Here is a 23,466-nt window from a genome sequence, read left to right on the forward strand (position 1 = left end):
CCCAGGAGCTCACGTACGCGCCGACGCTCCACCCGTCTCGTCGGGTGTGACGCCACCGATCGAACGGCCAGGGCGCCCGGCGTTCCGGCGCGGGCTCACTCGTTCCTGGCCCTGTGCTGGGCGTTCTTCACGCGGTTCTGGCAGGTGACCCCGCAGAAGCGTCGCGTGCCGTTCTTGGAGCTGTCGACGTAGACCCGGTCGCAACGCGGTGCTTCGCAGACGCCGAGGCGGCCCGCGTGCCGGCTCCCGATCGCCATCGTCAGAGCCGCTGCGCAGCCTGCCGCCCAGCCGTCGCCGAGCTCGTCGGTCGGTCCGTGGAAGTGCATGTGCCAGCCGTCGCCCGCGTTGTCGAGCCTCGGCGCCGGACGGCACCAGGTGAGGAGCGCGTTGGTCCTGCGGGCGGCCTCGTCGTAGTCCTCGTCGGCCACGGCTTCGAAGATCGGGCGGGCGTCGTCGGCGAAGCGCCTGAGGATGAGCTCCGCGTCGCGGGAGACGTGCACCGGCTGTCCGCCTCTGGCCAGCGCGACGCCGAGGTCGCGCCGGAGCTGGGCACCGGTCGGCACCTCGGCCGGCCTGCCCCCCGCATCCCGGCATGTCATGAGATTGACAAGCTCCGTGGACGCCCGGAGAAGGTCGGCGACGTGACTGTCAAAGTACATTTGAACAGTCTAGGTCAACCATCTAGCGTCGCTCGCGTGACTGATGAAAGGCGGATGAACAGTCTCGGCTGGCTTCAGCTGCTCGCGTCCCTGCCACGCGCGGTGAAGGTCCTGCTGGTGGCTCGCTTCGTGAACCGCATCGGTGCCTTCTCGATGCCGTTCCTGGCCGTTCTGCTGGTTCAGGAGGTCGAGGCGAGCACCGTGCTGGCAGGGACGGTGATGGCCGCCTTCGGTGTCGCGACCATCCCGTCCCGACTCCTCGGAGGCGTGCTCGCGCAGCGCGTCGCTACACGCCACGCGGTGGCCGTCGGGCTGCTCGGCACGGCTGCGGCCCAGGGGCTGATCGCGAGCGCGTCCTCCGTGGCGATGGCGCTGGTCGGGGCCGTCCTTCTCGGGCTGTTCTTCGAGATCTACGAACCGGCGAGCCAGGCACTCATCGCGGACACCACACCAGATGCGCTGCTGCCACGAACCTACGGCCTGTTCGGCGCAACGCTCGCCTGTGCGGGACTTGCCGCGGGGACGATCGCTGCCCTCGTGGGACAGATCGGCCTGCGGTGGTTGTTCGTCGTCGACGCCGCCACGGCCACGGCCTGTGCCGCACTGGTCATCGGGTTGATGCCACGGTCGACCCGCTCTACCGCGCCCTCGGCGACGCGGACGCGATCCGCGTGGGGCGATCGGCGGCTGTGGTCCCTGATGCTGACGGGAACGGCCTTCGCGACGGTCTACCTGACCGTCCCGATGGCGATGCCCTTGGCGTTGATCGACGCGGGGCACCATCCCTCGGTGGCCGGATGGCTCGAGGCGCTGTCCGCGCTGGTGGTGATCGCGGCGCAACCACTCCTGAGCGGGCGCCCGGCGGCTGCTCGACGCATGGTCGTCGGCTACGCCGCCATCGCCGCCGGGCTCGCCACGGCGGCCGCCGCGCCCACGCTCGCCGGGTACGCGGCCGCGACTCTCGTCATGAGCGTCGGCGACGCTCTGTTGCTCGGCTACAGCCTCACCCTGGTGGCGCGGATCGCCCCAGCGGGATCGACGGCCGCCTACTTCGCCGCGTACGGGCTCACCTGGGGTGTGGCCCTCATCCTCGGGCCTCCCGCCATGGGCTACCTCATCGGCATCGGTCCGCCGACGTTCTGGTCGGCGTGCGCCATCGTCATGGTCTGCACCGGAGCGGCCACGGCAGTCATCGTTCGACGCCTGGCTCGTGCCACGACGAGGGGGCGCGGCGGCGTCGGCTAGGAGGGGCGGTCCGTGGGTGCGGTGGTCGGCACGCCGTCCGGGATCACGCACACACCGTCCACGCACTGACCGGCGCCGGCGTCCGCGCCGACGAGCGTGAACGGCGACGCCGCGCCGTCGAGCACCGGAACCCGGAGGGTCGATGGGCTCGGGGCGCTGGGATCCTCCGCGTCGCTCGCCGAGCCGGGGGAGCCGGGGGCGGCGCTCACGCGGAGGCGACGGCGGTGGCCGCCTCGTCCGGGGCCGGGGCCGGGGCAGGACGCTCGGCGGAGGCCCGGTCCGCGGCGGCCTGCGCGAGGACCTGCCGGAACACGGCCGACTCCTGGGCGCCGGCGACGCCGTAACGGCCGTCGACCACGAAGAACGGGACACCGGTGATCCCGTAGGCACGGGCCTGGGCGATGTCCGCCTGCACCTCGTCGCGGTACCGGCCGTCCTCGAGAGCCGCGCGTGCGGCCTCCGGATCGAGCCCGACGTCAGCCGCCAGAGCGAGGAGCTCCTCCGTGTGCCCGATGTGCCGCCCCTCGGTGAAGTACGCGGCGAACAGCCGTTCCTTCAGCTCGAGCTGGGTGCCGTGCGCCTTCGCGTGGTGCAGCAGCTCGTGGGCGGCGAGCGTCTTCGTGTGGCGGACGGCGTCGAAGTCGTACGTGAGTCCCTCCGTCGCCGCCAGCAGCGTCATCTGCTCCAGCATCTGCTCGACCTGCGCCACCGGCATGCCCTTGTGGCCGGCGAGGAAGTCGACCTCGGAGCCGTCGAAGTCCACAGGGGTGTCGGGGGCCAGGTCGAAGCTGTGGAACTCGACGTCCACGTCGACGTCGTCGACGTCGACAGCTGCCTGGAAGCGCCGCAACCCGATGTAGCACCAGGGGCAGGCGATGTCGGACCAGATGTCCACCTTGATCGCACTCACGCCGGGCACAACGAGCAAACGGTCCGCAGGATTCCCGTGGCCTCCCTGGGGGAGTCGTCCCTAGGCTCGACGACGTGCTCCCGGACGATCTGCCCGACCTCTCGCCGTGGGGTCTGCGTGAGCCCACCACCGTCACGCGTCCGGCGGACGGGATCAACAACGCGGTGTGGCTGCTCGACGAGGAGTACGTCGTGCGCCGGTACTCCACCCTCGACGCCGAGCACGTCGCTGCCGAGCACCGCCTGCTCGCCGCGCTCGACGAGCGTGCCGACCTGCCGTTCGCCGTCCCGGCCCCGATCCGGACCTCCGACGGCGCCACGTTCGTCGTCGCCGGAGGCAGGCCGGTCGCCGTCTTCGCCTACCGCGCCGGCGCTCCGGCACCGCCCGACCCGGCGTCGATGGAGCTGGCCGGCGAGGCTCTCGGGCTGCTCGACGCGGCGCTCGCGGAGCTGCCGGCCGAGCTCGCGCCGCGGGTCGGCCCCGCGTCGATGGCCGGGCTGCACCCCGCCGTCGACGACCTCGACGAGCTGGGCGCGGAGCTGGAGCGTCGCCTCCCCGGTGACGACGGCGTGGCGTGGTTCCGGGCCGCCTGGGCGCCGGCGGACGAGGCGTACGCCTCCTTGCGCCGGACGCTTCCGACGCAGATCCTGCACGCCGACCTGTCGCCGTCGAACGTGCTGATCCACCAGTCCCGCGTCAGCGCGATCCTCGACTTCGACCACGCCTGCCTCGGGCTGCGTGTCGAGGATCCCGTCGCGGCGATGCACATGGCGGCCGTCTTCGGCACGGCGGGCCCCGAGGAGACACTCCGGGCGTTCCGCCGCGGGTACGTCCGCACCGGCGAGATCCTCCCCGCCGAGGACGCGGCCGTCCCGGTGCTGCTGCGACGTCGCGGCGTCGGCGCCGTGGTGTGGCAGTCCGGACTCTGGCGGTCTGGCCTCGGCACGTTCGACGACGTCCGGGCACGACTGGCGGACGGTCCGGCGTTCGAGGAGCGGCTGACCGCGGGGGCCGCTGTCACCGCGCGCGCCCCGCGCTCGGCCGCTAGGCTGCGCGCGACCGGGGGCGTGCGCAGGGGCTGAACCGATCGGGGTCGGTGATGGTGCGTCCGATGCAGGCGTGGTTCCGGATCGTGTCGGTGATGGCGCTCGCCGTCGCCGCGTTCGCGACCGCCGGCTGCGGTCCGGGAGGGACGCCGTTCGACGAGGCCGAGGCAGGCGACTGCCTCGGGGACACGGGCGACACGGACACGGACGACCTGCGCGTGACCGACTGCGCCGAGGCGGATGCCAGGTGGACGGTGCTCGGGCAGGTGGAGGGAGCCGGCGCCGATGCCTGTGCCGACCTGCCGGACACCGACGTCATCATCTCCGCCGCTGACGACTCCACGTCGACGTGCGTGCGCTTCCGCGCCGCCGAGGGCGACTGCGTCTGGACCGACCTCTCGGGGTATGCGAACTGCGAGGAGGACAGCGGCTACCAGCTCGCGGCGATCGTCGAGGCCGCCGCCGACGACACCGGCTGCCCGGAGGACACCGCGCAGAGCCGCATCTACAGCGACGGCGTCGTCTACTGCTGGGTGCAGCACAGCGTGTAGCCGCACGGCCCGGCAGCGCCATGCGGCGTCGTCGTCCGCCGCCCTACACTCCACCGCCCTACGCTGTCGCCGTGCCCGTTGCGCCCGTCTCGTTCGCGTCCGACAACTACGCCCCGGCGCACCCGGAGGTGCTCGCGGCGCTGACGGAGGCGAACTCCGGGCACGCCGTCTCCTACGGCGAGGACCCGTGGACCGAGCGACTGGCCGACGTCGTCCGCCGCCACTTCGGGGAGCACGCGCTCGCGTACCCGGTGCTCACGGGGACGGGCGCGAACGTCGTCGCCCTCGCGTCGGTGCTCCCGCGGTGGGGCGGGGTGCTCGTCAGCCGGCACGCACACCTGCACACGGACGAGGCCGGAGCGCCCGAGCAGGTCGCGGGCATCAAGCTTCTCCCGGTCGCGGCACCGGACGGGCGGATCGCGCCGTCCGACGTCGAGCGGGCCGCCGTCGACCTGGCGGACGTCCACCGGGCCCAGCCGCTCGCCGTGTCGCTCACGCAGGCGACCGAGCTCGGCACCGTGTACGAGCCGGAGGCGCTCCGCGCGATCGCCGACGCCGCGCACGCCCGCGGGATGCGGGTGCACGTCGACGGCGCCCGGCTGGCGAACGCCGCGGCGCACCTCGGCGTCGGCCTGCGTGAGCTGACGACGGACGCCGGGGTCGACGTCGTGTCGTTCGGCGGGACGAAGAACGGGCTGCTGCTGGGAGAGATGGTGGTCGTGTGCGCGCCGGACGCCGTCGCCGGCCTGGAGAACCTCCGCAAGCAGGCGATGCAGCTCGCGTCGAAGATGCGGTACGTCTCGGCGCAGCTCGTCGCCCTGCTCGACGGCGACCTGTGGCTGCGTTCGGCACGGCACGCCAACGAGATGGCCGCCCTGCTGCGCACGACCCTCGACGACGCCGTCGCCTCCGGGCGAGCGCCCGGCCTCGCGTTCACGCAGCCGACGCAGGCGAACTCCCTCTTCGCGACGCTGCCTCCCGGCGTCGCCGACCGCCTGCGCGCCCGGTTCCGCTTCTACGACTGGGACGCCGCGCGCCGGGAGGTGCGCTGGATGTGCGCGTGGGACACGACGCCGGGTGACGTCGAAGGGTTCGCGGCCGCTGTCGTGGCGGAGCTCGGAGCCGCGGGGAGCGCGGCGTCCACCTGAGCGCGGCCGCTGCGTCCACCTGAGCGCGGAGCTTGTGCGTCGACCTGAGCGCGAGTCCCGTGTGCTGCGTCGACCTACGTCACTGACCCACCAGCCGGGTCAGTGACGTAGGACGCCGCCGCGCCCATTCCCTGACGCCTGCAGCAACGAATATGTTCAAAGTGTGGGATAGGCGTTGCGGGCCAGTGATCGATCGACCACGCTCGAATCCTCGACGTGAACCCCTGCCCAGCACGCAGAACCGAGCACGACGGAGTGATATCGGATGGTCTCTCGACGCGCATTTCTCGGCACGACCGGCCTCGCCGCCACGGGCGCCGTCGCCGCGAGCTGGTTCAGCCCGACGGCGGCACCGGCGGCGGCCGGGTCCGGCGGACTCTCCTGGGACCGGCGCCGGCTCCTGCCGCGGTTCGCGACGGCGAGACGGTTGCAGGTGGGCGACATCCAGCACCTGACCGGCGACGAGCAGCTGCTGCTCGGCACCCTGCAGGGCGCCGTCAACCGCCATCGTCCGGAGCTCTACTTCCACTACGACGACGCCGACAAGCCGTGGCTGTCCTCGATCGACGTCCCGCAGACCGTCCACGAGGACCCGCTGGAGCTGGTCGCCGCGTACGCGGACCGGGTGGCCGGCGCGATCGTGTACGACCCGGAGGTGCGGGACTCGATCAACGTGGCGACCACGCTGGCCGGGCTGCGGGGCGCCGTCGTCGCGTCCCCTGAGCTGGCGGCCGCGTACGAGCTGCCGGTGGTCGACGACCTGCGAGGCCGGTTCACCGGGCAGGACAAGGTGGACATCTACCGGTGGCAGCTCGACGAGCTGTGGCCGCAGTGCGAGCACCGGCTGCTCACGGGGCTGCCGCCCACGCGCGTGGTGGACGTCGAGGGCGTCACCTGGCGGGAGGTCGCCCGCGAGGCCGAGCAGATCCGGGACGAGTCCAACCGGGACCACTACACCGTCGACGTCTCGGCGGAGCTGGGCGGCGAGGCCGTCTATGTGAAGTTCTCCGACGGGTTCGGCAACGACGGCTGGGGCGCCTCGGTCGCCTCGGTGTCGGTGCTCGCCGACGGCGTCGAGATCGCCGCGTTCGTCCCCGGCAGCCCCGAGGAGGAGCAGGTGCTCGTCGAGGGTGGCAACTCCTCGCTGGGCGGCGACGGCAACCGGTTCGCCGACGGCGGCAACTTCTTCGTGTACCGGCTCGCGCCCCCGGAGGGCACCACCACCCTCGAGGTGACGGTGGACATGTGGAACCAGTACGTGGTCAGTGCCACGGACACGGCGCCGACCCGCGTCGAGCCGTTCCCGCACTTCCGCGACTACGTCGTGGCCACCCAGGCGATGGTCGTGTGGCTCGACCCGAACGGAGAGCCCGGGGAGCTGCTGTCGGAGATCTTCGCGCTCAGCGAGCCGACGACGCCGTACCTCGGGTGGTTCTCCAACGACGTCGCCGGCGAGTGGGGCGGCGTCGACCTGGCCGCCACGCAGAGCGTGGAGGTGCTCCCCGCTGACTTCTTCGCCAACGGCACGGTGCTGGGCGGCGTCCCGGCCCGGATCTCGTCTCGCCGGCGCCGGGCTCCGCGGACCGAGCTGACCGACACCGTGTACGTGACGATGACCGTGGGCGAGGGCGACAACCTGCAGTACTGCCAGCGGCACATGCGCACCCTCTGGGACAACCCGGACCGCGGTGCGGCGCCGACGAACTGGACCATCAGCCCGGTGCTGGCCGACGCCGCCCCGGCGATCTTCCGGTACTACCAGGAGACCGCCACGGAGAACGACCTGCTGGTGTGCGGGCCGTCCGGTGCCGGATACACGTACGGCGGGTCGTGGCCGCAGGAGGACTTCGACGCCTACACCGACGTGACCGGCCGGTACCTCCGGGAGACCGGACTCGACCTCGTGTACGCGTACAACAACCGCGACGACGACGGGTGGATCCCGATGCCGGAGTGGGTGATCGACTCGTACCGGCGCAACACCCAGCTCGGCGGGATCATGCAGTCCTGGGACGGCGGCGGGGTGATCGCGGCCGGCGACCTGCCGGTGATCGGCCACTTCAACGCCCCGGGGCAGGCGGTCGAGTTCAAGCAGGGGCTGGACGACTACATCGCCCAGTGGGACGGCACGAGGCCCCTGTTCGTCTCGGCCGGCATCTTCGCCTGGGGCTGGAACCCGACCGACATCGCCGAGCTGCACCAGCTCCTGGCAGCCGACGACCGGTACCAGGTGCTCCTCGGCCACGCGTTCTTCGACCTGCTGCGGCGCGCGCCGAACCCGGGCCCGCCGCCCCCGCCGCGGCCCTCCGGCCAGGGCTGAGCGCGGCGCTCGCCAGGGCGCGGCCGATCGCCGGACCGCCCGGGCGCCGGCTCAGCCCGCGAGCACCGCCGGCTTGCACACGGCTGCCCACATGTCCGGCGTGAGCTCCTGGCGCGCGCGCTCCTCGAGGTCCGCCCAGCGGCGGCACTCGGCGATCGTCTCGTCGAGCAGGTCGTAGAGCCGGTCGTCGCTGTCGGGCACGGCCGCCTCGGCGATGCCCTGGACCGAGCTCGAGATGATCGCGGCGGCGGCCCTGTCGCCGAAGCGCTCGGGCCGCACCGGTGCCCCGGCGCAGAAGTCGACGGCCCACGCCGCGGCACGCGGCGCCCGGGCGAGCGCGGCCCGGCCGCGCGGCGTCAGCTCGTCGACCGGGTGCCCGTCGAGGACGGCGAGCGCGCGCTCGGCAGCGATGATCCCGACGGCGAGGGTGTTCTGGCGCTCCGCCGCCGCGATGGGCAGCGCGGTGGTCGCCGCACGGAGCGCGATCCCGGCGTCCCAGCGCAGGTCCGCACTCGTCAGCCCGATCACCGACGGGATGAGCGGCGCGAGCCGCGGGCGGGCGGCGTCGTTCGTGAGGTCGTTGACGAGCCGCGCCATGGACGCGAGCAGGCGGTGCGTGCACGCGGGATGGTCGCTCCACGCCTCGCCGGCCAGGTACGAGGCGAGCTCCATGAAGCAGGCGCCCTTGCGGGGCGACCGGTGCTTGCCCTTCGCGAGCATCGGCATGATGTCGATCGGTGCGTCGTCGGACACGGGACACCTCCAGCGCTGTCTGGGTCCAGTGTGCGCTGTTCGGCGGGCCGTGACAACGGGAACGCCTGGCAGCGACGTTCCGCCTGGGTGTGCAAGCCGCGGTCAAGCGCCGCGGGCTACGGTCGCGACCATGACTTCTCCCCCGCGGCTCGACCCGCCGCAGCACGGGCCCGAGGCCGAGATCCTCCTGGGCTTCCTCGACTTCCACCGGCGCACGCTCCAGCTGAAGACCGACGGCCTGGACGCCGAGCAGCTGAACCGCACCCTGGCGCCGTCGTCCATGACGCTCGGCGGACTGCTCAAGCACCTGGCGTACGTCGAGGACAACTGGTTCTCGGTGGTGCTCCTCGGCAACGACGACGCCGAGCCGTGGCGAGACGTCGACTGGGGCGCCGACCGTGACTGGGAGTGGCACAGCGCGGCGCTGGACGATCCGGAGGAGCTGCGGGCTCTGCACGCCGCGGCGGTCGAGGCGTCGGAGCGCATCGTCGCCGGGGTCCTGGCGGACGACGGACTGGACCGGCTCTCCGTGCGCCGGAGCAGGTCGACGGACGAGCCGTTCAGCCTGCGCTGGATCCTCGTCCACATGATCGAGGAGTACTGCCGGCACAACGGGCACGCCGACCTCATCCGCGAGTCGATCGACGGCGCGGTCGGCGAGTAGCTCGCCGTCACTGACGGAGGGGCACGAACCGGTACGCACCGTGCGCACTGAGACGGCGGCCGCCCTCGTCCTGATCGACGACGACCAGCTCGCCCCGCACCGGGATCACCATCACACCGGTGGGGGCGAGCTGATCGAGGAGCGCGTCGGGCACCTCGCGCGCCGCCTGGGCCGAGACGAGGATCCGGTCGTACGGGGCGGCCGCCGGCCAGCCGAGCGTGTGGGGTGGGGCGACGTGGACGACGACGGCGACGCCGGACGCCGGGTCCGGCGTCGTTCGCGTGGCCGGCTCGTGCGCTGACGTCTCGTCGTCGAGAAGACCCGCGTGCGCGAGGGCGGCGCGGGACGTCGCGACGAGCTCCTCCTCGAGGTCGACGCCGACGACGGCGCCGTCCGGCGCCACGAGATGCGCCAGCAGGGCGGTGGTCCACCCGGACCCGGACCCGACGTCGAGCACGCGGTGGCCGGGCCGCGGGTCGAGCAGCAGGAGCATGTCGCGGACGGTGCGCGGCTGGCTGCACGTGGCGCCGTGGCCGATCGGGAGCGGGGCGTCGTCGCCGGCGCGGTGGCGCAGCTGACGCGGGAGGAACGGCGCGCGGCGGACGGCGGCGAACGCGTCGTCCACGCGCCGTTCCCGTTCGGCCGTCCGGTCGGCGGCTGCGGCCATCCTCCATCGTGCGCCCGCGCGGAGGTCGGTGCATGCCGGGGGCGGGCGAGGACGGCGCCCGTGCCGGCAGGAGCTCGAACGCGGGCCGCGAGGCGGTCGGCGGAGGGCTCTACGATCGGCGGATGTCGACGCCGTCGGACCTCCGCCCCCTGCACCGCACCGCCGTCACCATCAGCGTGGACATCGTCTCGCGCGTGAGGGCGGACGACCTCGACCGGCCCACGCCGTGCGGGGACTGGACGCTGAGGGACCTGCTCGCCCACATGACCGTGCAGCACCTCGGGTTCGCCGCCGCGGCCCGCGGCCACGGCGGTGACCCCGGTCTGTGGGACGCGAACCCGGACGAGCCGGACCCGGTCGGTGCGTACGCCACGGCCGCCGCGGACGTGCTCGACGCGTTCGCCGCCGACGACGTCCTCACCGCCGAGCTCGAGCTTCCCGAGTTCGCTCCCGTCACCCGTTACCCGGGCGCCCAGGCGATCGGGTTCCACTTCATCGACTACGTCGCCCACGGCTGGGACGTCGCGGCGACGCTGGGCGTGCCGTACGAGATTCCCGACGACGTCGCGGCCGCCGTCCTGCCGCTCGCGCTCCAGGTGCCGAACGGTGCCGGCCGCGGAGCGCCCGGTGCGGCGTTCGCCGCGGCGATCGAGTCGGGCGACGGCAGCAGCGACCTGGACCGCTTCCTGCTGTGGCTCGGCCGCGACCCCGCCTGGCGCCCGTGACGTCTCCTGCGCCGCCGGGCCGCGATCACCAACCGAGCGTTCCGGGCGGCCGGGCGTCTCAGACGACGCCGGCCTCGCGCGCCAGCAGCGCCGCCTGCACGCGCGAGCTGCACCCCAGCTTGGCGAGCACGCGGGAGACGTGCGTCTTCGCCGTCGCCTCCGTGATGACGAGCTCGCGCGCGATGCCCGCGTTCGAGAGCCCGCGCCCGAGGCAGGCGAGCACGTCGCGCTCGCGGTCGGTCAGCTCGGCCAGGCCGTGCGGGACCGCCGGGTCGTCCGAGCCTCCGGGCGCCGGCCCGCGGGCGACGGCGTCGAGCACCCGCCGCGTGACCTCCGGCGCCAGGGCACCCTCGCCCGCCGCGACCCGGCGTACGGCGTCGAGCAGAGCCGGCGCGTCGGTCGTCTTGAGCAGGAACCCGGCGGCGCCCGCGCGGAGAGCCGCGAACACGTACTCGTCGAGGTCGAACGTGGTGAGGACGACGACGTCGGCCAGGCCTTCTCCGACGATCGTCTCCGTGGCGGCGATGCCGTCGGTCCCGGGCATGCGCACGTCCATGAGCACGACGTCGGGACGGAGTGCGCGGACGTTCGTGACGGCGGCGGCGCCGTCGGCCGCCTCGCCGACGACCTCGACGTCGCCCGCCTGCTCGAGCATGAGCCGGAGGCCGGCGCGGATCGCGGCGTGGTCGTCGGCGAGCAGGACGCGGATCGGGGTCGACACGCGTTCGAGCGTAGCCGCGGCGCTGCGGACCTCACGTGCCAGGATGCTCGCCGAGGAGGCACATGTCTGACGACGTCCCCGCGCCCGAGACGCGATCGGGCCGGCCGGAGTGGTGGAGCCTCGCCGCGGCGATCATCCTCAGCGCGGCGACAGTGGCCTCGGCGTGGAGCGGGTACGAGGCGTCCCGCTGGGCCGGGGAGAGCGTCCGGTGGAACAGGTCGGCCACGGTCGCCCGGTTCGACGCGACGGCGCAGCTCGCCGCCGCCGACAGTCAACGCATCACCGACGTCGAGGTGTTCGGCACCTGGTTGACGGCCGAGGTGGCCGGTGACGACGCCCTGGCCGACGCCGTCCGCGAGCGCTTCCGGCCGGAGTTCGTGCCGGCGTTCGACGCCTGGTTCGCCACCACCGACGACGGGCTCCCGCCGGGCTCGCCGTTCGAGCGGGACGAGTACGTCCTCGCCGCGCAGGAGCAGGCGGACGGCTTCGTCGCCGAGGCCGAACGGAACGCCCTGCGCGCCGACGACGCCAGCGGGCTGTCCACGGACTACGTGCTGGTCGCCGTGCTGTACGCCTCGGTGCTCTTCCTGGCCGGGATCGCGTCGAAGCTGCGCAACGAGCGCGTCGCGCACCTGATGGTCGCGCTGGCCGCCCTCGTGTTCGTGGGTGCGGCGATCGCGATGCTCAGCCTGCCCATCACGTTCGGCTCCTGACGTCCGCCGGCGGGAGCGGGAGCCGAGCCCGCACGACCCACGTGCCGCCGTCGTCCGCGATCCCCGCCGTGACGGTGCCGCCCAGCGGCGTCGCGCGCTCGTTCATCCCGATGACGCCGTGGCCCCCGGTGGCCGTGGGCACGCCGGGGCGCGCGCGGTTGCTCACGTCGATCTCGAGGGTCGCGGCGTCGACAGTGAGGCTCAGCTCGGCCTGCGGGCTCGCCCCGTGCTTCGCCACGTTCGTCAGGCACTCCTGCACGATGCGATAGGCGGTCTGGTCGACGGCGCGCGGCAGCCCGTGCTCCTGCAGGCTGGCCTCGCCGGTCACCCGGACGGCGACGGCGCCGCCGAGCAGCGCGGGCAGGTCCTGCGTGAGGCGGGGTGGTGTCGTGCGCTGCTCGTCGGGGTCGTCGTCGCTCTCGCGGGCCCGCAGGATCTCGATGAGGGTGCGCATCTCGGCGAGCGCCGCAAGGCCGCCGGCGCGCACGGCGGTGAGGGCGGCGCGGTCCCGCTCGTGGTCGGGCGGGGCGGCCAGGGCGGCCTCCGCATGGATGACGACGGCGGAGACCTCGCCCGCGACGGCGTCGTGCAGGTCGCGTGCCATGCGGGTGCGTTCCGCCTCGACGGCGCTCGTGCGCTCGGCCGCTGCGAGCCGCTCGAGGCTCTCGGCCCGCTCGATCTCGAGTCGCGCCCGCTCCTCGGCAGCGGCGGCGAGCTCGGCCGCCTGCCGCACGCTGGAGGCCCACCAGATCGGCAGGCCGAGGAGCCCGCCGGTCTGCAGGCCGAGCGCGAGGACGTCCCGCAGCTCGTTCCCGCCGCGGACGGAGGCCAGGACGATGCCGACCACGATCACGCCCGCGGCCAGGTGGACGGAGCGGCGCAGGCGGGTCCCACCGAAGCGTTCGGCGGCGTAGATCGCGTCGAACAGGACGAGGGTCACGGCGAAGGACCCGCCGAGGATCGCGTCCGCGATGAACACGACCGTCGCGACGCCGAGCGTGAAGCCCGGGCGCCGGCGCCGCACCGTCATGGCCGCGCAGCCGACGGCGAGCGGGACCAGGTGCCACGCGGGCGCGACACCGCGTCCGGGTCCCCAGACGTCCACGAGACCGAGGGCGATCGTCAGGGCTCCGAGCCCGAACAGCCAGACGGCCGTCGTCGGCCCGGCGTCTTCACCGAGGTCGCGCCACGCGCGCCGAAGCCACACCACCGCACCTCCCAGGGCCTGTGCCATGAGGGTCATCCCAGCACAGGGCGCGGCGGGGCGGATCCGTCGAACGAGTGACCTCACCGCACGGGCGGCCCGCGCCCGGCCCCGCTAGGGTTCCAGCACCGACCGCCGGACGTGCGAGGGGGTGCCGTGACCCAGGACCGGCCGCGAGCGCTCGTGCTGGAGGACGACGCCGACGCCGCCGAGTTCACCCGGATCGCGCTGGAGCGGTTCGGTGGGATGGACGTCGCCGTCGTGGGTACCGCCGGCGACGCCCTCCGGCTGCTGCGGGAGCAGCACTTCGACATCCTCGTCAGCGACATCGAGCTGCCGGGGCGCTCGGGCCTGGAGATCCTGCCCGAGGTCCGCATGATCGACCCGACGCTGCCCGTCATGGTCATCACGGCGCACGGCAGCGTGAGTCACGCCGTCGAGGCGCTCCGGAAGAGCGCCGACGAGTTCCTCGTCAAGCCCGTGACGGCCATGCAGATCGTGGAGCGGGCCACCGAGCTCGTGCGGTCGGGACGGGAGCGCGATGCCGCAGGGCGCGAGGCGGTCCTCGCGATCGGCGCGCATCCGGACGACGTCGAGATCGGCGTCGGTGCGACTCTGGCGGCGCATGCCGCGGCAGGCGACCGTCTGACGATCCTGACGCTGTCCCCGGGCGCCGTCGGCGGCGAGGTGACCCTCCGGCACGCGGAGGCGCTCGAGGCGGCGGCCGTCGTCGGGGCACGCCTGGTCCATCTCGCGTTCCCGGACACCCGGCTGGATCCCGCCGACGGTCTCATCACGGCGATCGAGGAGGTTGTCGCCGACGTGCGGCCGGACCGCGTCTACACGCACACGTCCCACGACCGGCACCAGGACCACCGCGCGGTGCACGAGGCGGTGCAGGTCGCGGCGCGCCAGGTGCCGAGCCTGTGGTGCTACCAGAGCCCGTCGTCGACCGTGCAGTTCCAGCCCAACAGGTTCGTCGACGTCGACGGCTTCGTGGAGACGAAGCTCCGGATGCTCGCCGCGTACGCGTCGCAGGCACATCGTGACTACATGGACCCCGGCCTGGTGCAGGCGACGGCGCGCTACTGGTCGCGGTTCAGTCCTGCCCTCGCGGTCGAGCCGCTGGAGACGGTGCGGGCGAGCGAGTCGCTCGCCGCCGCCGCGCAGGCGGTTCGGCCTGCCCTCGGGGACGTCGAGGTGGAGCACCTTCGCGGGGTCGACGAGTCGTGAACAGCGCTGCCACCCGGACCGCGGAGAGCGTCCGGCTTCCGGCGATCATCTCCCGCTGGTTCGAGCCGACGGCGGTGGGGCTGCGGCAGGTGCCGCTGACGGTGAGCTACGCCCTGGTGCTCGCTTCGATCACCGTCACGCACGAGGTCGGCCACACGGTGCTGCTCGTGGTGGGCGCACTGATCGTGCTCGCGGTCCAGCTCATCGGCAGCCTCGGGCGCTGGACGCAGTGGTCGCCGTGGCAGTACGCGCTGCCGCTCGCCCAGATGGTCGCGCTCGTGCTGCTCGAGCTGGGCGCCGGCGTGGAGCGCAGCTACTTCCTCAGCCTCGTGTTCATACCCGTGGCCAGCCTCGCGCTCCAACCGGGCCTGCTCGGCACCGTCCTCGCGATCGCCGGCGCGACCGCCGTCATCACCCTCGGAGTGACGACGAACCCGGACATCGAAGGCACCCCGCCCGCGATCCGGGTCTTCGTGGTCGGGATCGTCGCCGCGTTCGTCGCGATCGGCACGCACGGGGCGACTGACGCCCTGCGACGGCAGGCCGACGACCTGACATCGGCGCGCGACGAGCTGACGGCGCGCGCGAAACAGCTCGTCTCCTCGCGCGACCTGCTGCGCAGCGTCATGGCCGCCGCGACGGAGCAGGCGGTCGTCGCCACCGACGCCGACGGGACAGTGGTCGCCGTGAGCACCGGGGCGGAGCGGATGTTCGAGCGTCCGCAGGACGAGCTCCTCGGCACGTGCGTCGCTGATCTCTTCCCGCCGGGCGCGGCGGATCCGGGGGGGCCGGCGCCGGCGCGCCCGTGGGCGCGCGTGGCCGCCCTCGTCGCGGCGGCGACGGCAGACGGTGCGACGTCAGCGGAGCGCACCCTCACCCGGCGCGACGGATCGGCGCGGGCGCTGGAGGTCGTGGTGACGCGCCGACCTCCGTTGTCGGACGAGCTCCCGGCGCCCGCGCCCGGGTACCTGTTCGTCGCGACGGACGTCACCGCACGGCATGAGGCGGAGCGCCTGCAGGACGAGTTCATCGGCCTCGTGAGCCACGAGCTGAGGACCCCGCTCTCCTCGATCCTCGGCTACGTCGAGCTGCTGCAGCTCGGTGGCGCCTTGAGCGGAGAGGACGAGACGTACGTCGACGTCATCGACCGCAACGCGCGTCGCCTCCTGCGGATGGTCGACGACCTGCTCACGAGCGTGCAGCTCACGGCGGGAACGTTCACCTTCCTCCCCGAGCAGGTCGACGTCGTCGGCGTGGTCCGCGAGCTCGTCACGGACATCGAGCCGACGGCGCGGCGCGCCGAGGTCCAGGTGGTCGTGGCGGGCGACGACGCCGTCCCGCTGCGCTCCGATCCTGGGCGCCTGGGGCAGGTGGTCGGGAACGTCCTGGGCAACGCCGTGAAGTTCAGCGCGCGTGGAGCCACAGTGACGGTGAAGGTCACCGGTCTGCTCGGTGCCGACGGCCGGCGCCGCGCGCGGATCGTCGTGACCGACACGGGCAGCGGGATCGCCCCGGACGATCTCGCGCGGATCACCGAACGCTTCTACCGCTCGAGCGACGCCCGCCGACGTCGCGTGCGCGGCGTCGGCATCGGGCTGTCGGTCGTGCAGGCGATCGTGGACGCGCACGGCGGCACGATCACGATCCGGTCGCAGCCGGGAGAGGGCACAGTCGTCGAGATCGACCTGCCGGACCTGACCGGCCGACCCGCCCCCGCGGCGTCGCCAGCCGAGTGAGCGAACCACGCCCTGTGCGAACGGCGCGCCGTCAGGACGTTCCAGGCGGGTTCCAGACCGCTGCGAGCGCCGCCCAGTGCTCGGCCGACATCATCGAGTACGGCGTGACGTTGACGGAGGTGATGCCGTTCGTCGCCGCCCGGCGTACGGCGCCCGCGAGCTCCCCCGGTTCGATCGAGGTCGGGTCGTCCGCTCTCCCCTTCCACAGCCCGACCGACATCGTCAGCCGGGACATGTCGTACCCGGCCTCCGCCAGCGCCGCCGTCAGCGACTCGACGTCGTCAGGACTGCGCTGAACCGGGCCGATGTACACCCAGACGACGAGCCGGTCGGCTACCTCCAGCAGGGTGCTGTAGTCGTGGCCGCTGTCCGGCCGGCCGGCCGCCGGGTCCGTCCAGTCGACGCGCACGTCCGCGCTCAGCTCGATCTGCTCCCCTCGGCCCTCGCGGACCTCGTCCAGCGCCGCCCGGACCCGGCTGAGCAAGCCCGCGACGACGTCGGAACGCCACGTCCCGATCAGCGGGGAACCGGTGTCGATCGTCCCGTCCTCGTTCCGTGGCCAGTCCGCTTCCTGGGTCATCTCGCGGAACAGGTCGAAGTCCTCCTCCCCGAACGTGAAGCGGTCGAGGTTCAGCTCGGTGAGCTCGATCGCGTTCGGGTCGTACCGCTCGCCGAGGGCAGCCGCGTAGTCGGCGATCCGCTCGCCGACCTCGCCCCGCATCAGCTGGGTGGCGGATGCCACGTGCGTGGAACGGACACCGTTCGCGTCGATGCCGGCGAGCGAGGGATCCTCCTTGATCAGCTCGGGGGTGTAGGCGTCGATGATGAGGTTGATCTGGCGGGCGACGCCGTCCTGCGACTCGTGGAGTGCGCGGGCGGCCACGGCGAGGTGGTCGGTGCCCGGCTCCGCCGCGTACTGGGGATAGGCGGGCCAGTCGAACGCGGTGAACTCGATGCGGCCCGCGTTGAGGTGGACGGTGGTCGCGTCGACCTCGTCCAGCCGTGCGGCGACCGCGTCCCAGTCGGTCTCGTCGTCGACGACGACGTCGAAGTCCAGGCTGATCGACCGGACCTCCTCAGGCGGTGCCGCCGGACGGAACGACGGCAGCGCGTCCTCGTCGACCCACGGCCGGGCGAGCACGACGCCCACGCCGACGAGCGCCACCACGGCCGTCAGGACGACGACGGCGGTGAGGCGTCGTCGTCGTCGTCCACGAGCCCCTTCACGGACACCGTCCCGCTCCGGTCGAGCTTGTTCCATCGCTGCTCCGCCCCGCCGAGCTCCAGCCGCACGGCGTCGATCGTCACGAACGTCATCATCGCCGAGTACAGCGGCCACAGCGGGACGGTCCACAGGAAGCGGAGGTCGCCGGGGGCACGGTCGAGAGCGATCGCGAGCAGCAGCAGGGCCAGCGACAAGGGGATCCCGAGGAACAGCACCCACGGCCACAGCCCGGACGGCAGCCAGCTCGTGCCGTCCGTGAGGACCAGCACAGCCAGGACGACGACCGCGAGGACCTGGACGAACGGCAGGACCAGCTGGGCGAGGGTGTTGTAGGCAAGGTACGGCCCGAAGAAGCCGTACCGCGGGTTGCCGATCGTCCGCCGGTGCAGGTCGGTCGTCTGCAGCAGGCCGCGTGCCCAGCGCACGCGCTGCCGCCACAGGCCGCGCAGCGTCGACGGCGACTCGGCATGCACCAGTGCCCGGGGGGCGAACGTCACCCGGTACCCGCGCTCGTAGATCCGCCACGTGAGCTCGAGGTCCTCGCCGAGCGTGTCCGTGCGGAACGGGCCGGTGCGCTCCAAGACGTCGCGCCGGAACGCTCCGACGTTGCCGGAGACGATGGGGAGGGCGTGCACGACGTCGAGAGCCCGGCGCATGAGGCCCGTGCCGACGTGGCTGATGAGGGCGAGGAGCTTGGTCTGGACGCGGTCGAGGTTCACCGGGCGGTCGTTCCCGCAGACGGCCCCGACGCGCTCGTCCCGGAACCCGCGCAGCAGCTCTGTGACGGTGTCCGGGCGGAACAGGCCATCCGCGTCGACGAGCAGCAGCACCTCGCCGTGGGCGGCGGCGATGCCCGTGTTCAGGGCGGCGCCCTTTCCGGCGTTCGCCTGCCGGATCGCGCGGACCGAGGGGTGCTCGGCGGCGAGGCCTTCCATGAGTGCGAACGTGTCGTCCGTCGAGCCGTCGTCGACGCACACGACCTCGAGGTGGGGGTGATCGCTGCGCAGGATCGACCGCACGCAGTGAACGATCACCACTGCCTCGTTGTACGCCGGCACGACCACGCTCACGTGCGGTGGTTCGGGGAACATCGGGCCGACGTCGTGGGGGCCGCGCGGTGCGCGTCCGTACCGAGCCTCGAACACGAGCGCGAACGGCGTCAGCAGGAGCCGGAGGACCCCGACGACCAGCAACGTGATGCCGAAGACGAGCGCGACCGAGGTGAGGATCGCCACGCCGTCGTCACGTTCCCCAGGTCCCGAGCACGGCGTCGAGGAGCTCCGGAGCGTGCGCCGACACCGCCCCGAAGCGGGCGTTGACCTCGAGCAGGACGGGGATGCCGTCCGCGTCGCGTCGCACGTCCATGTCGAGCGGCCCGACCAGGCCGAGCGCGGCTGCGGCGTGGGCGGCGACGTCGGCCGCGTCGATCGCCTCGCCGTCTGGTACCCGGGTCACGGTCGTGGCATTCCCGACCCTGCCCTCCTTGCGCCCCGTCTTCTCGAGGAGGACGACGACGGTGCCGCCGTCCCCAGGAGCGCGGTAGAGCTGCGGGCTGTACTCGACGCCGGGTGCGAAGGTCTGGACGATCCAGGAGCCGTCGGTCGCCGACCAGTCGTCGTCCGCATGCTCGACGACGCGGACCCCGCGCCCGCCGCGGGCGACCCGCGGCTTGACCACGACGGGGCCGCCGGCCCAGTCCAACGCCTCGCCCGCGGAGCCGAACGCGCTCGCCGGAGCGAAGCGGGGGACCGGCACGCCTGCGCGCTCGAGTGCCCACATCGTGAGGAGCTTGTCGGCGGCGACGGCTGTCGGCCCCGGGGGCGACACCACGATCGGGCCGCCGGCCGCTGTCGCGAGCACCGACAGCTGGGGCAGCTCCTCCGACACGGTCGGGACGACGAGCTCGGGCCTGTGTCTCCGTACGAGGTCGAGGGTGTGGGCGTCGTAGTCGGGGTCGGCAGCGGCAGGAACACGTTCGATCACGTCGAACGCGCTGTCCGTGACGGGCGCCATGTCGACACCGACGAGGCGGAGGCGCGCGCCGTCGACGCGACGCCGCGCGAGCTGGGCGCCGAGGCTCCGACCTGCCGGGCCACCGATCCCGGTGATGAGCACGGTGCGCACGGGGTCGGAGGAGGAGTCGCTCTGCACGCGGAAAGCCTAGGAGACGGGTGGCGCTCCCGCAGTGTGCTGGCGGCGCGGGTCGGTCAGACGCCGGCGGCGCGGCGGTACGGCTCCTGCATCGCCGGGAAGTAGGAGTCGAAGGACGGCGTCTCGCCTCCGGTCTCCGCGGCGACCAGCGCGTCGAGGTAGAACTCCCACCCGGGCCCGACGCTGCTGACGTCGACCTCCGGCGTGAGGTGCTGGACGAAGGTGAGCGTGGTGACCCCGCCGCTCTCGACGAGGCCGAGCTCGATGTTCCACGTGCCGTGCTCGTCGACCATCTCGACGGCGAGGTGGCGCGGGGCGTCGCACGCGAGGATGCGGATGTCACCCTCCGGGTCGCCGTCCTCGGCCGTCATCGTGAACCGCACGGTGGCGCCGGCGCTCGCGGCGCCGTCGTACCGCCCGATCCAGCGGTCGAGACGTTCGGACTCGGTGACGGCCGCCCACACGTCGTCGATCGGGGCGCGGAACGTGCGGTGCAGCGTGAGGTCGCGACCGGAGCGGCTCGTGGTCACGGTGCCGGTGATGCTCATGCGGTGTGCTCCTCGGTGTCGGGCTGGGTGGTGCGCCGTTCCCGGCGCGTGCGGTAGACCTCGGTCTCGAGCGCGTCGAGCCGGGCCGGCCATGGACCGCTGCGGAGCTCGGCGAGCCAGCGCTCGAGCTCCGCGAGGGGTGCCGGGTCGAGGCGGTAAACCTGCCGGCGACCCTCGGGGCGCGCGCGCACGAGCCCGGCTTCGCGCAGCACACGCAGGTGCCGGCTGATCGCCGGCCGGGAGACGGGGAAGCGGGCGGCGATCGACCCGGCCGCGAGGTCGCCGTCGCGGAGCAGGCGGAGGATCTCCCGGCGGACCGGGTCGTCGAGCGCCGCGAGCACGTCCACGTCCATGAAGCGAAGCGTAACAAGGTGGTTACGCGTTGGCTAGGCGCGCGGCTGGATGGGCGGGGCGCCCGCGCGTGCCGGTGCCGGGCCGGTGCACGGGTACAGCTCGCGGGCAGGTGTCCGAGCGACACGAGGGCGTGGGCACCGGGCCCGAGGCGGTGGGCTGCGGCCGCGTGCCGGTACCCGTAGCCGCGGCCGTCTACATCGAAGGGTGCACGGCGTTCCCGCCGTTCGGCCGACGACGGCGCGGCCCCGCGGCACGGAAGGTAGGCACCATGACCCCCGAACTGCTCGGCCAGCTCGCCGTTCTCGCGCTGATCGACTCCACGAGCTTCGGCACCCTGCTCATCCCGATCTGGCTCATGCTTGCGCCCGGGCGGCTTCGCGCCGGCCGTGTGCTCGTGTTTCTCGGCACGGTCGGGACGTTCTACTTCGTGCTCGGTCTGGCGCTGCTGGCTGGCGCCACGGCGCTGTACGGCCGGCTCGGCGGATGGCTGGAGAGTCCGACCGCCGGGTACCTGCAGCTTGCGCTCGGTGTCGGCCTCTTCGTGGCGTCGTTCTACATCGGACGCAAGAAGAAGGGCGACGACGCCGCCGATCCCACCGCGAAGCCGGGTCGCCTCTCGAGGTGGCGTGCTCGCGCGATGGGCGCCGACGCCGCGGTGGTGGGCGGCGCCGGGGCGGTCAGCGGGAGTGGCGCGGCGCCGAACGCGACCGCGGGCAGCGGCGGGGCTGCGGGCTCGACCGCGGGCAGCCCTGGGGCGATGAGCTCGACCACCGGCAGCGGCGGGGCGGCGGGCGCCTACGCCGCTCCGGCGTCGACGGTGCCGACCGGCGCCTACGCTGCTCCGGCGCCGACCGGAGCGCTCACCACCGACCGGCGCGCGGCGCGTTCGTCGCTGCTCGCCCTCATGGGTCTCGCGCTGGGCGCGGCGCTCATCGAGTCGGCGAGCATGATCCCGTACCTCACGGCGATCGGGCTCATGACCGGCGCCGACCTGCAGACGCCCACGGCTGTCGGGGTCCTCGCGCTCTACTGCGCCGTGATGCTGCTTCCCGCGCTCGTGATCCTCGGGGCACGGATCCTCGCGGCGGGTCTCGTGCGACGGCCGCTCGAAAAGCTCGAGGGGTGGATGACGCGGAGCGCCGCCGAGACGACGGCGTGGATCGTGGGCATCCTCGGGTTCCTCATCGCGCGTGACGCGCTCATGAGGACCGGCATCCTGGAGCAGTTCGGCGTCGTCGTGTCATGAGCCCGACCGCCGTGCTCGGTGGGAGGTCCTGCTCGACGCGACAGCGGGCGACGCTCTGGTCGGGGGCTCCGGGTCGGTCGGCGCTCCCGGTCAGATGACGCCGCTCCGCGCGAGCGCCGCTCCGGTCAGACGACGCCGAGGGCGATCATCGCGTCGGCGACCTTCGTGAAGCCGGCGATGTTCGCCCCGAGCACGTAGCTCCCCGGCGCGCCGTACTCCTCCGCGGTGTCGAGGCAGCGGTCGTGGATCGCCGCCATGATCGCGGCGAGCCGCTCCTCGGTGTAGTCGAACGTCCACGCGTCCCGCGAGGCGTTCTGCTGCATCTCCAGGGCGGACGTCGCGACCCCACCGGCGTTCGCGGCCTTGCCCGGCGCGAAGAGCACGCCGGCCGCCGCGAAGGCGGCGACGGCGTCCGGCGTCGTCGGCATGTTGGCGCCCTCCGCGACGGCGACGACTCCGTTCGCGACGAGCCGTGCGGCGTCGGCGCCCGTGAGCTCGTTCTGGGTGGCGCAGGGGAGGGCGACGTCGACCGGTACGTCCCAGATCCGGCCGTCGGACACGAACCGGGCGTCGGGCCGCGCGTCCGCATAGTCGGCGACGCGGCCGCGGTCGACCTCCTTGATCCGCCGCAGGAGCTCGACGTCCACGCCGCTCGGGTCGACGACGAACCCGGACGAGTCCGAGAACGCCACGACCTGCGCGCCGAGCGACTGCGCCTTCGTGATGGCGTGCACGGCGACGTTGCCGGACCCGGAGACCGCCACCCGGGCGCCGTCGAACGACCGGCCGCGCGTCGCGAGCATGCGCTCCGCGAACAGCACGGTGCCGTAGCCGGTGGCCTCCGTCCGCACGAGCGACCCGCCCCAGCTGATGCCCTTGCCCGTGAGGACGCCGGACTCGTACCGGTTCGTGATCCGCTTGTACTGGCCGAAGAGGTAGCCGATCTCGCGGCCGCCGACGCCGATGTCGCCCGCCGGCACGTCGGTGTACTCGCCGATGTGCCGGTAGAGCTCGGTCATGAACGACTGGCAGAACCGCATGACCTCGGCGTCCGTGCGACCTCGCGGGTCGAAGTCGGACCCGCCTTTCGCGCCGCCGAGCGGCATCCCGGTGAGCGAGTTCTTGAAGACCTGCTCGAAGCCGAGGAACTTCACCGTCCCGAGGTACACGGACGGGTGGAACCGCAGCCCGCCCTTGAACGGGCCGAGCGCCGAGTTGAACTCCACGCGGAACCCGCGGTTGATGTGTACGGCACCGGCGTCGTCGACCCACGGCACCCGGAAGATGATCTGTCGCTCGGGCTCGCAGAGCCGCTCGAGCACACCGGCGTCGACATAGCGTGGGTGCTTCGCCAGCACGGGGCCGAGGGAGTCGAACACCTCACGGACCGCCTGGTGGAACTCCGCCTCGCCGGGGTTGCGACGTAGCACGTCGTCGAAGATCTGCTTCAGGCCGGCGTCCATGTGGTCCTCGCTGCTGTGTCGGTGGCCGGGGCGCGCGTCCGCGAACCGAGGGTTGCTGTCGGTCGACGGGGCCAGTGGCCTGCTGTCGGTGGCCCGCGGCCGAGGCCATGGGCCTGCGTCGCCGGGGCGGTGAACCGGCCCAGAGTAAGCACTGTGACGGATTCCGGTACGCGCGTCCCACCTG

At 73.1% G+C, this 23,466-nt stretch carries 24 protein-coding genes; 11 read left to right on the forward strand and 13 right to left on the reverse strand.

Annotation, left to right across the window (positions count from 1 at the left end; translation table 11 throughout):
• Window positions 1-95: 95 nt before the first annotated feature.
• Window positions 96-599: a CGNR zinc finger domain-containing protein gene (locus tag BCAV_RS01615; protein WP_245528919.1), complete on the reverse strand. Its 504-nt coding sequence runs from the start codon at window positions 597-599 to the stop codon at window positions 96-98.
• On the opposite strand from BCAV_RS01615, the gene BCAV_RS01620 reads away from it, so the two are divergent.
• A complete protein-coding gene (locus tag BCAV_RS01620) occupies window positions 495-1,904 on the forward strand; it encodes an MFS transporter (RefSeq protein ID WP_245528920.1) in 1,410 nt (469 codons plus the stop codon). The two genes, BCAV_RS01615 and BCAV_RS01620, sit on opposite strands and share 105 nt — an antisense overlap.
• Here the strand turns inward: BCAV_RS01620 and BCAV_RS01625 are convergent.
• The gene (locus BCAV_RS01625) at window positions 1,901-2,113 is read right to left on the reverse strand and encodes a hypothetical protein (protein WP_012725369.1); all 213 of its coding nucleotides are present in this window, start codon (window positions 2,111-2,113) and stop codon (window positions 1,901-1,903) included. The genes BCAV_RS01620 and BCAV_RS01625 overlap by 4 nt on opposite strands.
• Entirely contained in the window at window positions 2,110-2,823 is a 714-nt protein-coding gene (locus BCAV_RS01630; RefSeq protein WP_012725370.1) for a DsbA family oxidoreductase, read from the reverse strand. The genes BCAV_RS01625 and BCAV_RS01630 overlap by 4 nt, the downstream gene beginning before the upstream one ends.
• Window positions 2,824-2,888: 65 nt before the next feature.
• Here BCAV_RS01630 and BCAV_RS01635 point away from each other — a divergent pair, with 65 nt between their 5' ends.
• From BCAV_RS01635 to BCAV_RS01650, 4 genes are all read left to right on the forward strand, one after another.
• Window positions 2,889-3,896 carry a phosphotransferase enzyme family protein gene (locus BCAV_RS01635; protein WP_012725371.1) on the forward strand — a complete coding sequence of 336 codons (1,008 nt, stop codon included), beginning with the start codon at window positions 2,889-2,891 and terminating at the stop codon, window positions 3,894-3,896.
• 29 nt (window positions 3,897-3,925) lie between these two features.
• Window positions 3,926-4,411 carry an LppU/SCO3897 family protein gene (locus tag BCAV_RS01640; protein ID WP_144016676.1) on the forward strand — a complete coding sequence of 162 codons (486 nt, stop codon included), beginning with the start codon at window positions 3,926-3,928 and terminating at the stop codon, window positions 4,409-4,411.
• Window positions 4,412-4,431: 20 nt separating this feature from the next.
• Window positions 4,432-5,559: a threonine aldolase family protein gene (locus BCAV_RS01645; protein WP_012725373.1), complete on the forward strand. Its 1,128-nt coding sequence runs from the start codon at window positions 4,432-4,434 to the stop codon at window positions 5,557-5,559.
• A gap of 265 nt (window positions 5,560-5,824) precedes the next feature.
• The gene (locus BCAV_RS01650) at window positions 5,825-7,879 is read left to right on the forward strand and encodes a GxGYxYP domain-containing protein (RefSeq protein WP_012725374.1); all 2,055 of its coding nucleotides are present in this window, start codon (window positions 5,825-5,827) and stop codon (window positions 7,877-7,879) included.
• Between the two features lie 51 nt (window positions 7,880-7,930).
• Here BCAV_RS01650 and BCAV_RS01655 read toward each other — a convergent pair whose 3' ends face one another.
• A complete protein-coding gene (locus BCAV_RS01655; protein WP_012725375.1) occupies window positions 7,931-8,632 on the reverse strand; it encodes a hypothetical protein in 702 nt (233 codons plus the stop codon).
• Window positions 8,633-8,762: 130 nt separating this feature from the next.
• On the opposite strand from BCAV_RS01655, the gene BCAV_RS01660 reads away from it, so the two are divergent.
• Complete coding sequence (locus tag BCAV_RS01660; protein ID WP_012725376.1) at window positions 8,763-9,296, forward strand: DinB family protein; 534 nt, start codon at window positions 8,763-8,765, stop codon at window positions 9,294-9,296.
• A gap of 7 nt (window positions 9,297-9,303) precedes the next feature.
• Here the strand turns inward: BCAV_RS01660 and BCAV_RS01665 are convergent, their stop codons facing one another.
• Window positions 9,304-9,963 (reverse strand): protein-L-isoaspartate O-methyltransferase family protein, encoded by a 660-nt coding sequence (locus tag BCAV_RS01665; RefSeq protein ID WP_012725377.1) that lies wholly within the window; start codon window positions 9,961-9,963, stop codon window positions 9,304-9,306.
• A 122-nt stretch (window positions 9,964-10,085) separates the two neighbouring features.
• On the opposite strand from BCAV_RS01665, the gene BCAV_RS01670 reads away from it, so the two are divergent.
• Window positions 10,086-10,688, forward strand: coding sequence for a TIGR03086 family metal-binding protein (locus BCAV_RS01670; RefSeq protein ID WP_043348017.1), 603 nt, complete (start codon window positions 10,086-10,088; stop codon window positions 10,686-10,688).
• A gap of 58 nt (window positions 10,689-10,746) precedes the next feature.
• Here BCAV_RS01670 and BCAV_RS01675 read toward each other — a convergent pair whose 3' ends face one another.
• Window positions 10,747-11,409: a response regulator gene (locus tag BCAV_RS01675; RefSeq protein WP_012725379.1), complete on the reverse strand. Its 663-nt coding sequence runs from the start codon at window positions 11,407-11,409 to the stop codon at window positions 10,747-10,749.
• A 62-nt stretch (window positions 11,410-11,471) separates the two neighbouring features.
• Here BCAV_RS01675 and BCAV_RS01680 point away from each other — a divergent pair, with 62 nt between their 5' ends.
• Window positions 11,472-12,122, forward strand: coding sequence for a hypothetical protein (locus BCAV_RS01680; RefSeq protein WP_012725380.1), 651 nt, complete (start codon window positions 11,472-11,474; stop codon window positions 12,120-12,122).
• Here BCAV_RS01680 and BCAV_RS21310 read toward each other — a convergent pair.
• A complete protein-coding gene (locus BCAV_RS21310) occupies window positions 12,106-13,356 on the reverse strand; it encodes a histidine kinase (RefSeq protein WP_144016677.1) in 1,251 nt (416 codons plus the stop codon). The two genes, BCAV_RS01680 and BCAV_RS21310, sit on opposite strands and share 17 nt — an antisense overlap.
• 126 nt (window positions 13,357-13,482) lie before the next feature.
• Between BCAV_RS21310 and BCAV_RS01690 the strand changes: the two genes are divergently transcribed.
• On the forward strand, window positions 13,483-14,559 hold the full coding sequence (locus BCAV_RS01690) for a PIG-L family deacetylase (RefSeq protein ID WP_012725382.1): 1,077 nt from the start codon (window positions 13,483-13,485) through the stop codon (window positions 14,557-14,559).
• Complete coding sequence (locus BCAV_RS01695; RefSeq protein WP_012725383.1) at window positions 14,556-16,295, forward strand: PAS domain-containing sensor histidine kinase; 1,740 nt, start codon at window positions 14,556-14,558, stop codon at window positions 16,293-16,295. Before BCAV_RS01690 ends, BCAV_RS01695 begins: the two co-directional genes overlap by 4 nt.
• Before the next feature lie 31 nt (window positions 16,296-16,326).
• Here BCAV_RS01695 and BCAV_RS01700 read toward each other — a convergent pair whose 3' ends face one another.
• From BCAV_RS01700 to BCAV_RS01720, 5 genes are read right to left on the reverse strand one after another with little or no spacing between them, the layout of a single operon-like run.
• Complete coding sequence (locus tag BCAV_RS01700) at window positions 16,327-17,556, reverse strand: hypothetical protein (RefSeq protein WP_144016678.1); 1,230 nt, start codon at window positions 17,554-17,556, stop codon at window positions 16,327-16,329.
• Window positions 17,469-18,755 carry a glycosyltransferase family 2 protein gene (locus BCAV_RS01705; RefSeq protein ID WP_012725385.1) on the reverse strand — a complete coding sequence of 429 codons (1,287 nt, stop codon included), beginning with the start codon at window positions 18,753-18,755 and terminating at the stop codon, window positions 17,469-17,471. Before BCAV_RS01705 ends, BCAV_RS01700 begins: the two co-directional genes overlap by 88 nt.
• Before the next feature lie 7 nt (window positions 18,756-18,762).
• Window positions 18,763-19,671: an ATP-grasp domain-containing protein gene (locus tag BCAV_RS01710; RefSeq protein WP_012725386.1), complete on the reverse strand. Its 909-nt coding sequence runs from the start codon at window positions 19,669-19,671 to the stop codon at window positions 18,763-18,765.
• A gap of 56 nt (window positions 19,672-19,727) precedes the next feature.
• Entirely contained in the window at window positions 19,728-20,219 is a 492-nt protein-coding gene (locus BCAV_RS01715; RefSeq protein ID WP_012725387.1) for an SRPBCC family protein, read from the reverse strand.
• Window positions 20,216-20,572, reverse strand: coding sequence for an ArsR/SmtB family transcription factor (locus BCAV_RS01720; RefSeq protein ID WP_012725388.1), 357 nt, complete (start codon window positions 20,570-20,572; stop codon window positions 20,216-20,218). The genes BCAV_RS01715 and BCAV_RS01720 overlap by 4 nt, the downstream gene beginning before the upstream one ends.
• Window positions 20,573-20,841: 269 nt before the next feature.
• Between BCAV_RS01720 and BCAV_RS21315 the strand changes: the two genes are divergently transcribed.
• Window positions 20,842-21,819 carry a GAP family protein gene (locus BCAV_RS21315; RefSeq protein WP_012725389.1) on the forward strand — a complete coding sequence of 326 codons (978 nt, stop codon included), beginning with the start codon at window positions 20,842-20,844 and terminating at the stop codon, window positions 21,817-21,819.
• A 125-nt stretch (window positions 21,820-21,944) separates the two neighbouring features.
• Here the strand turns inward: BCAV_RS21315 and gdhA are convergent, their stop codons facing one another.
• Window positions 21,945-23,282: an NADP-specific glutamate dehydrogenase gene (gdhA, locus tag BCAV_RS01730; protein ID WP_012725390.1), complete on the reverse strand. Its 1,338-nt coding sequence runs from the start codon at window positions 23,280-23,282 to the stop codon at window positions 21,945-21,947.
• Window positions 23,283-23,466: the final 184 nt, after the last annotated feature.

The organism is Beutenbergia cavernae DSM 12333 (assembly GCF_000023105.1).
Taxonomy (GTDB): domain Bacteria; phylum Actinomycetota; class Actinomycetes; order Actinomycetales; family Beutenbergiaceae; genus Beutenbergia; species Beutenbergia cavernae.

Bases quoted from the DNA above. Each gene is read 5' to 3' on its own strand.
- BCAV_RS01660 (WP_012725376.1), top strand. From the start codon at position 8,763: ATGACTTCTCCCCCGCGGCTCGACCCGCCGCAGCACGGGCCCGAGGCC.
- BCAV_RS21310 (WP_144016677.1), bottom strand. From the start codon at position 13,356: ATGGCACAGGCCCTGGGAGGTGCGGTGGTGTGGCTTCGGCGCGCGTGG.
- BCAV_RS01670 (WP_043348017.1), top strand. From the start codon at position 10,086: ATGTCGACGCCGTCGGACCTCCGCCCCCTGCACCGCACCGCCGTCACC.
- BCAV_RS01680 (WP_012725380.1), top strand. From the start codon at position 11,472: ATGTCTGACGACGTCCCCGCGCCCGAGACGCGATCGGGCCGGCCGGAG.
- BCAV_RS21315 (WP_012725389.1), top strand. From the start codon at position 20,842: ATGACCCCCGAACTGCTCGGCCAGCTCGCCGTTCTCGCGCTGATCGAC.
- BCAV_RS01665 (WP_012725377.1), bottom strand. From the start codon at position 9,963: ATGGCCGCAGCCGCCGACCGGACGGCCGAACGGGAACGGCGCGTGGAC.
- BCAV_RS01715 (WP_012725387.1), bottom strand. From the start codon at position 20,219: ATGAGCATCACCGGCACCGTGACCACGAGCCGCTCCGGTCGCGACCTC.
- gdhA (WP_012725390.1), bottom strand. From the start codon at position 23,282: ATGGACGCCGGCCTGAAGCAGATCTTCGACGACGTGCTACGTCGCAAC.
- BCAV_RS01615 (WP_245528919.1), bottom strand. From the start codon at position 599: ATGACATGCCGGGATGCGGGGGGCAGGCCGGCCGAGGTGCCGACCGGT.
- BCAV_RS01650 (WP_012725374.1), top strand. From the start codon at position 5,825: ATGGTCTCTCGACGCGCATTTCTCGGCACGACCGGCCTCGCCGCCACG.
- BCAV_RS01640 (WP_144016676.1), top strand. From the start codon at position 3,926: ATGCAGGCGTGGTTCCGGATCGTGTCGGTGATGGCGCTCGCCGTCGCC.
- BCAV_RS01645 (WP_012725373.1), top strand. From the start codon at position 4,432: ATGCGGCGTCGTCGTCCGCCGCCCTACACTCCACCGCCCTACGCTGTC.
- BCAV_RS01700 (WP_144016678.1), bottom strand. From the start codon at position 17,556: ATGGAACAAGCTCGACCGGAGCGGGACGGTGTCCGTGAAGGGGCTCGT.
- BCAV_RS01720 (WP_012725388.1), bottom strand. From the start codon at position 20,572: ATGGACGTGGACGTGCTCGCGGCGCTCGACGACCCGGTCCGCCGGGAG.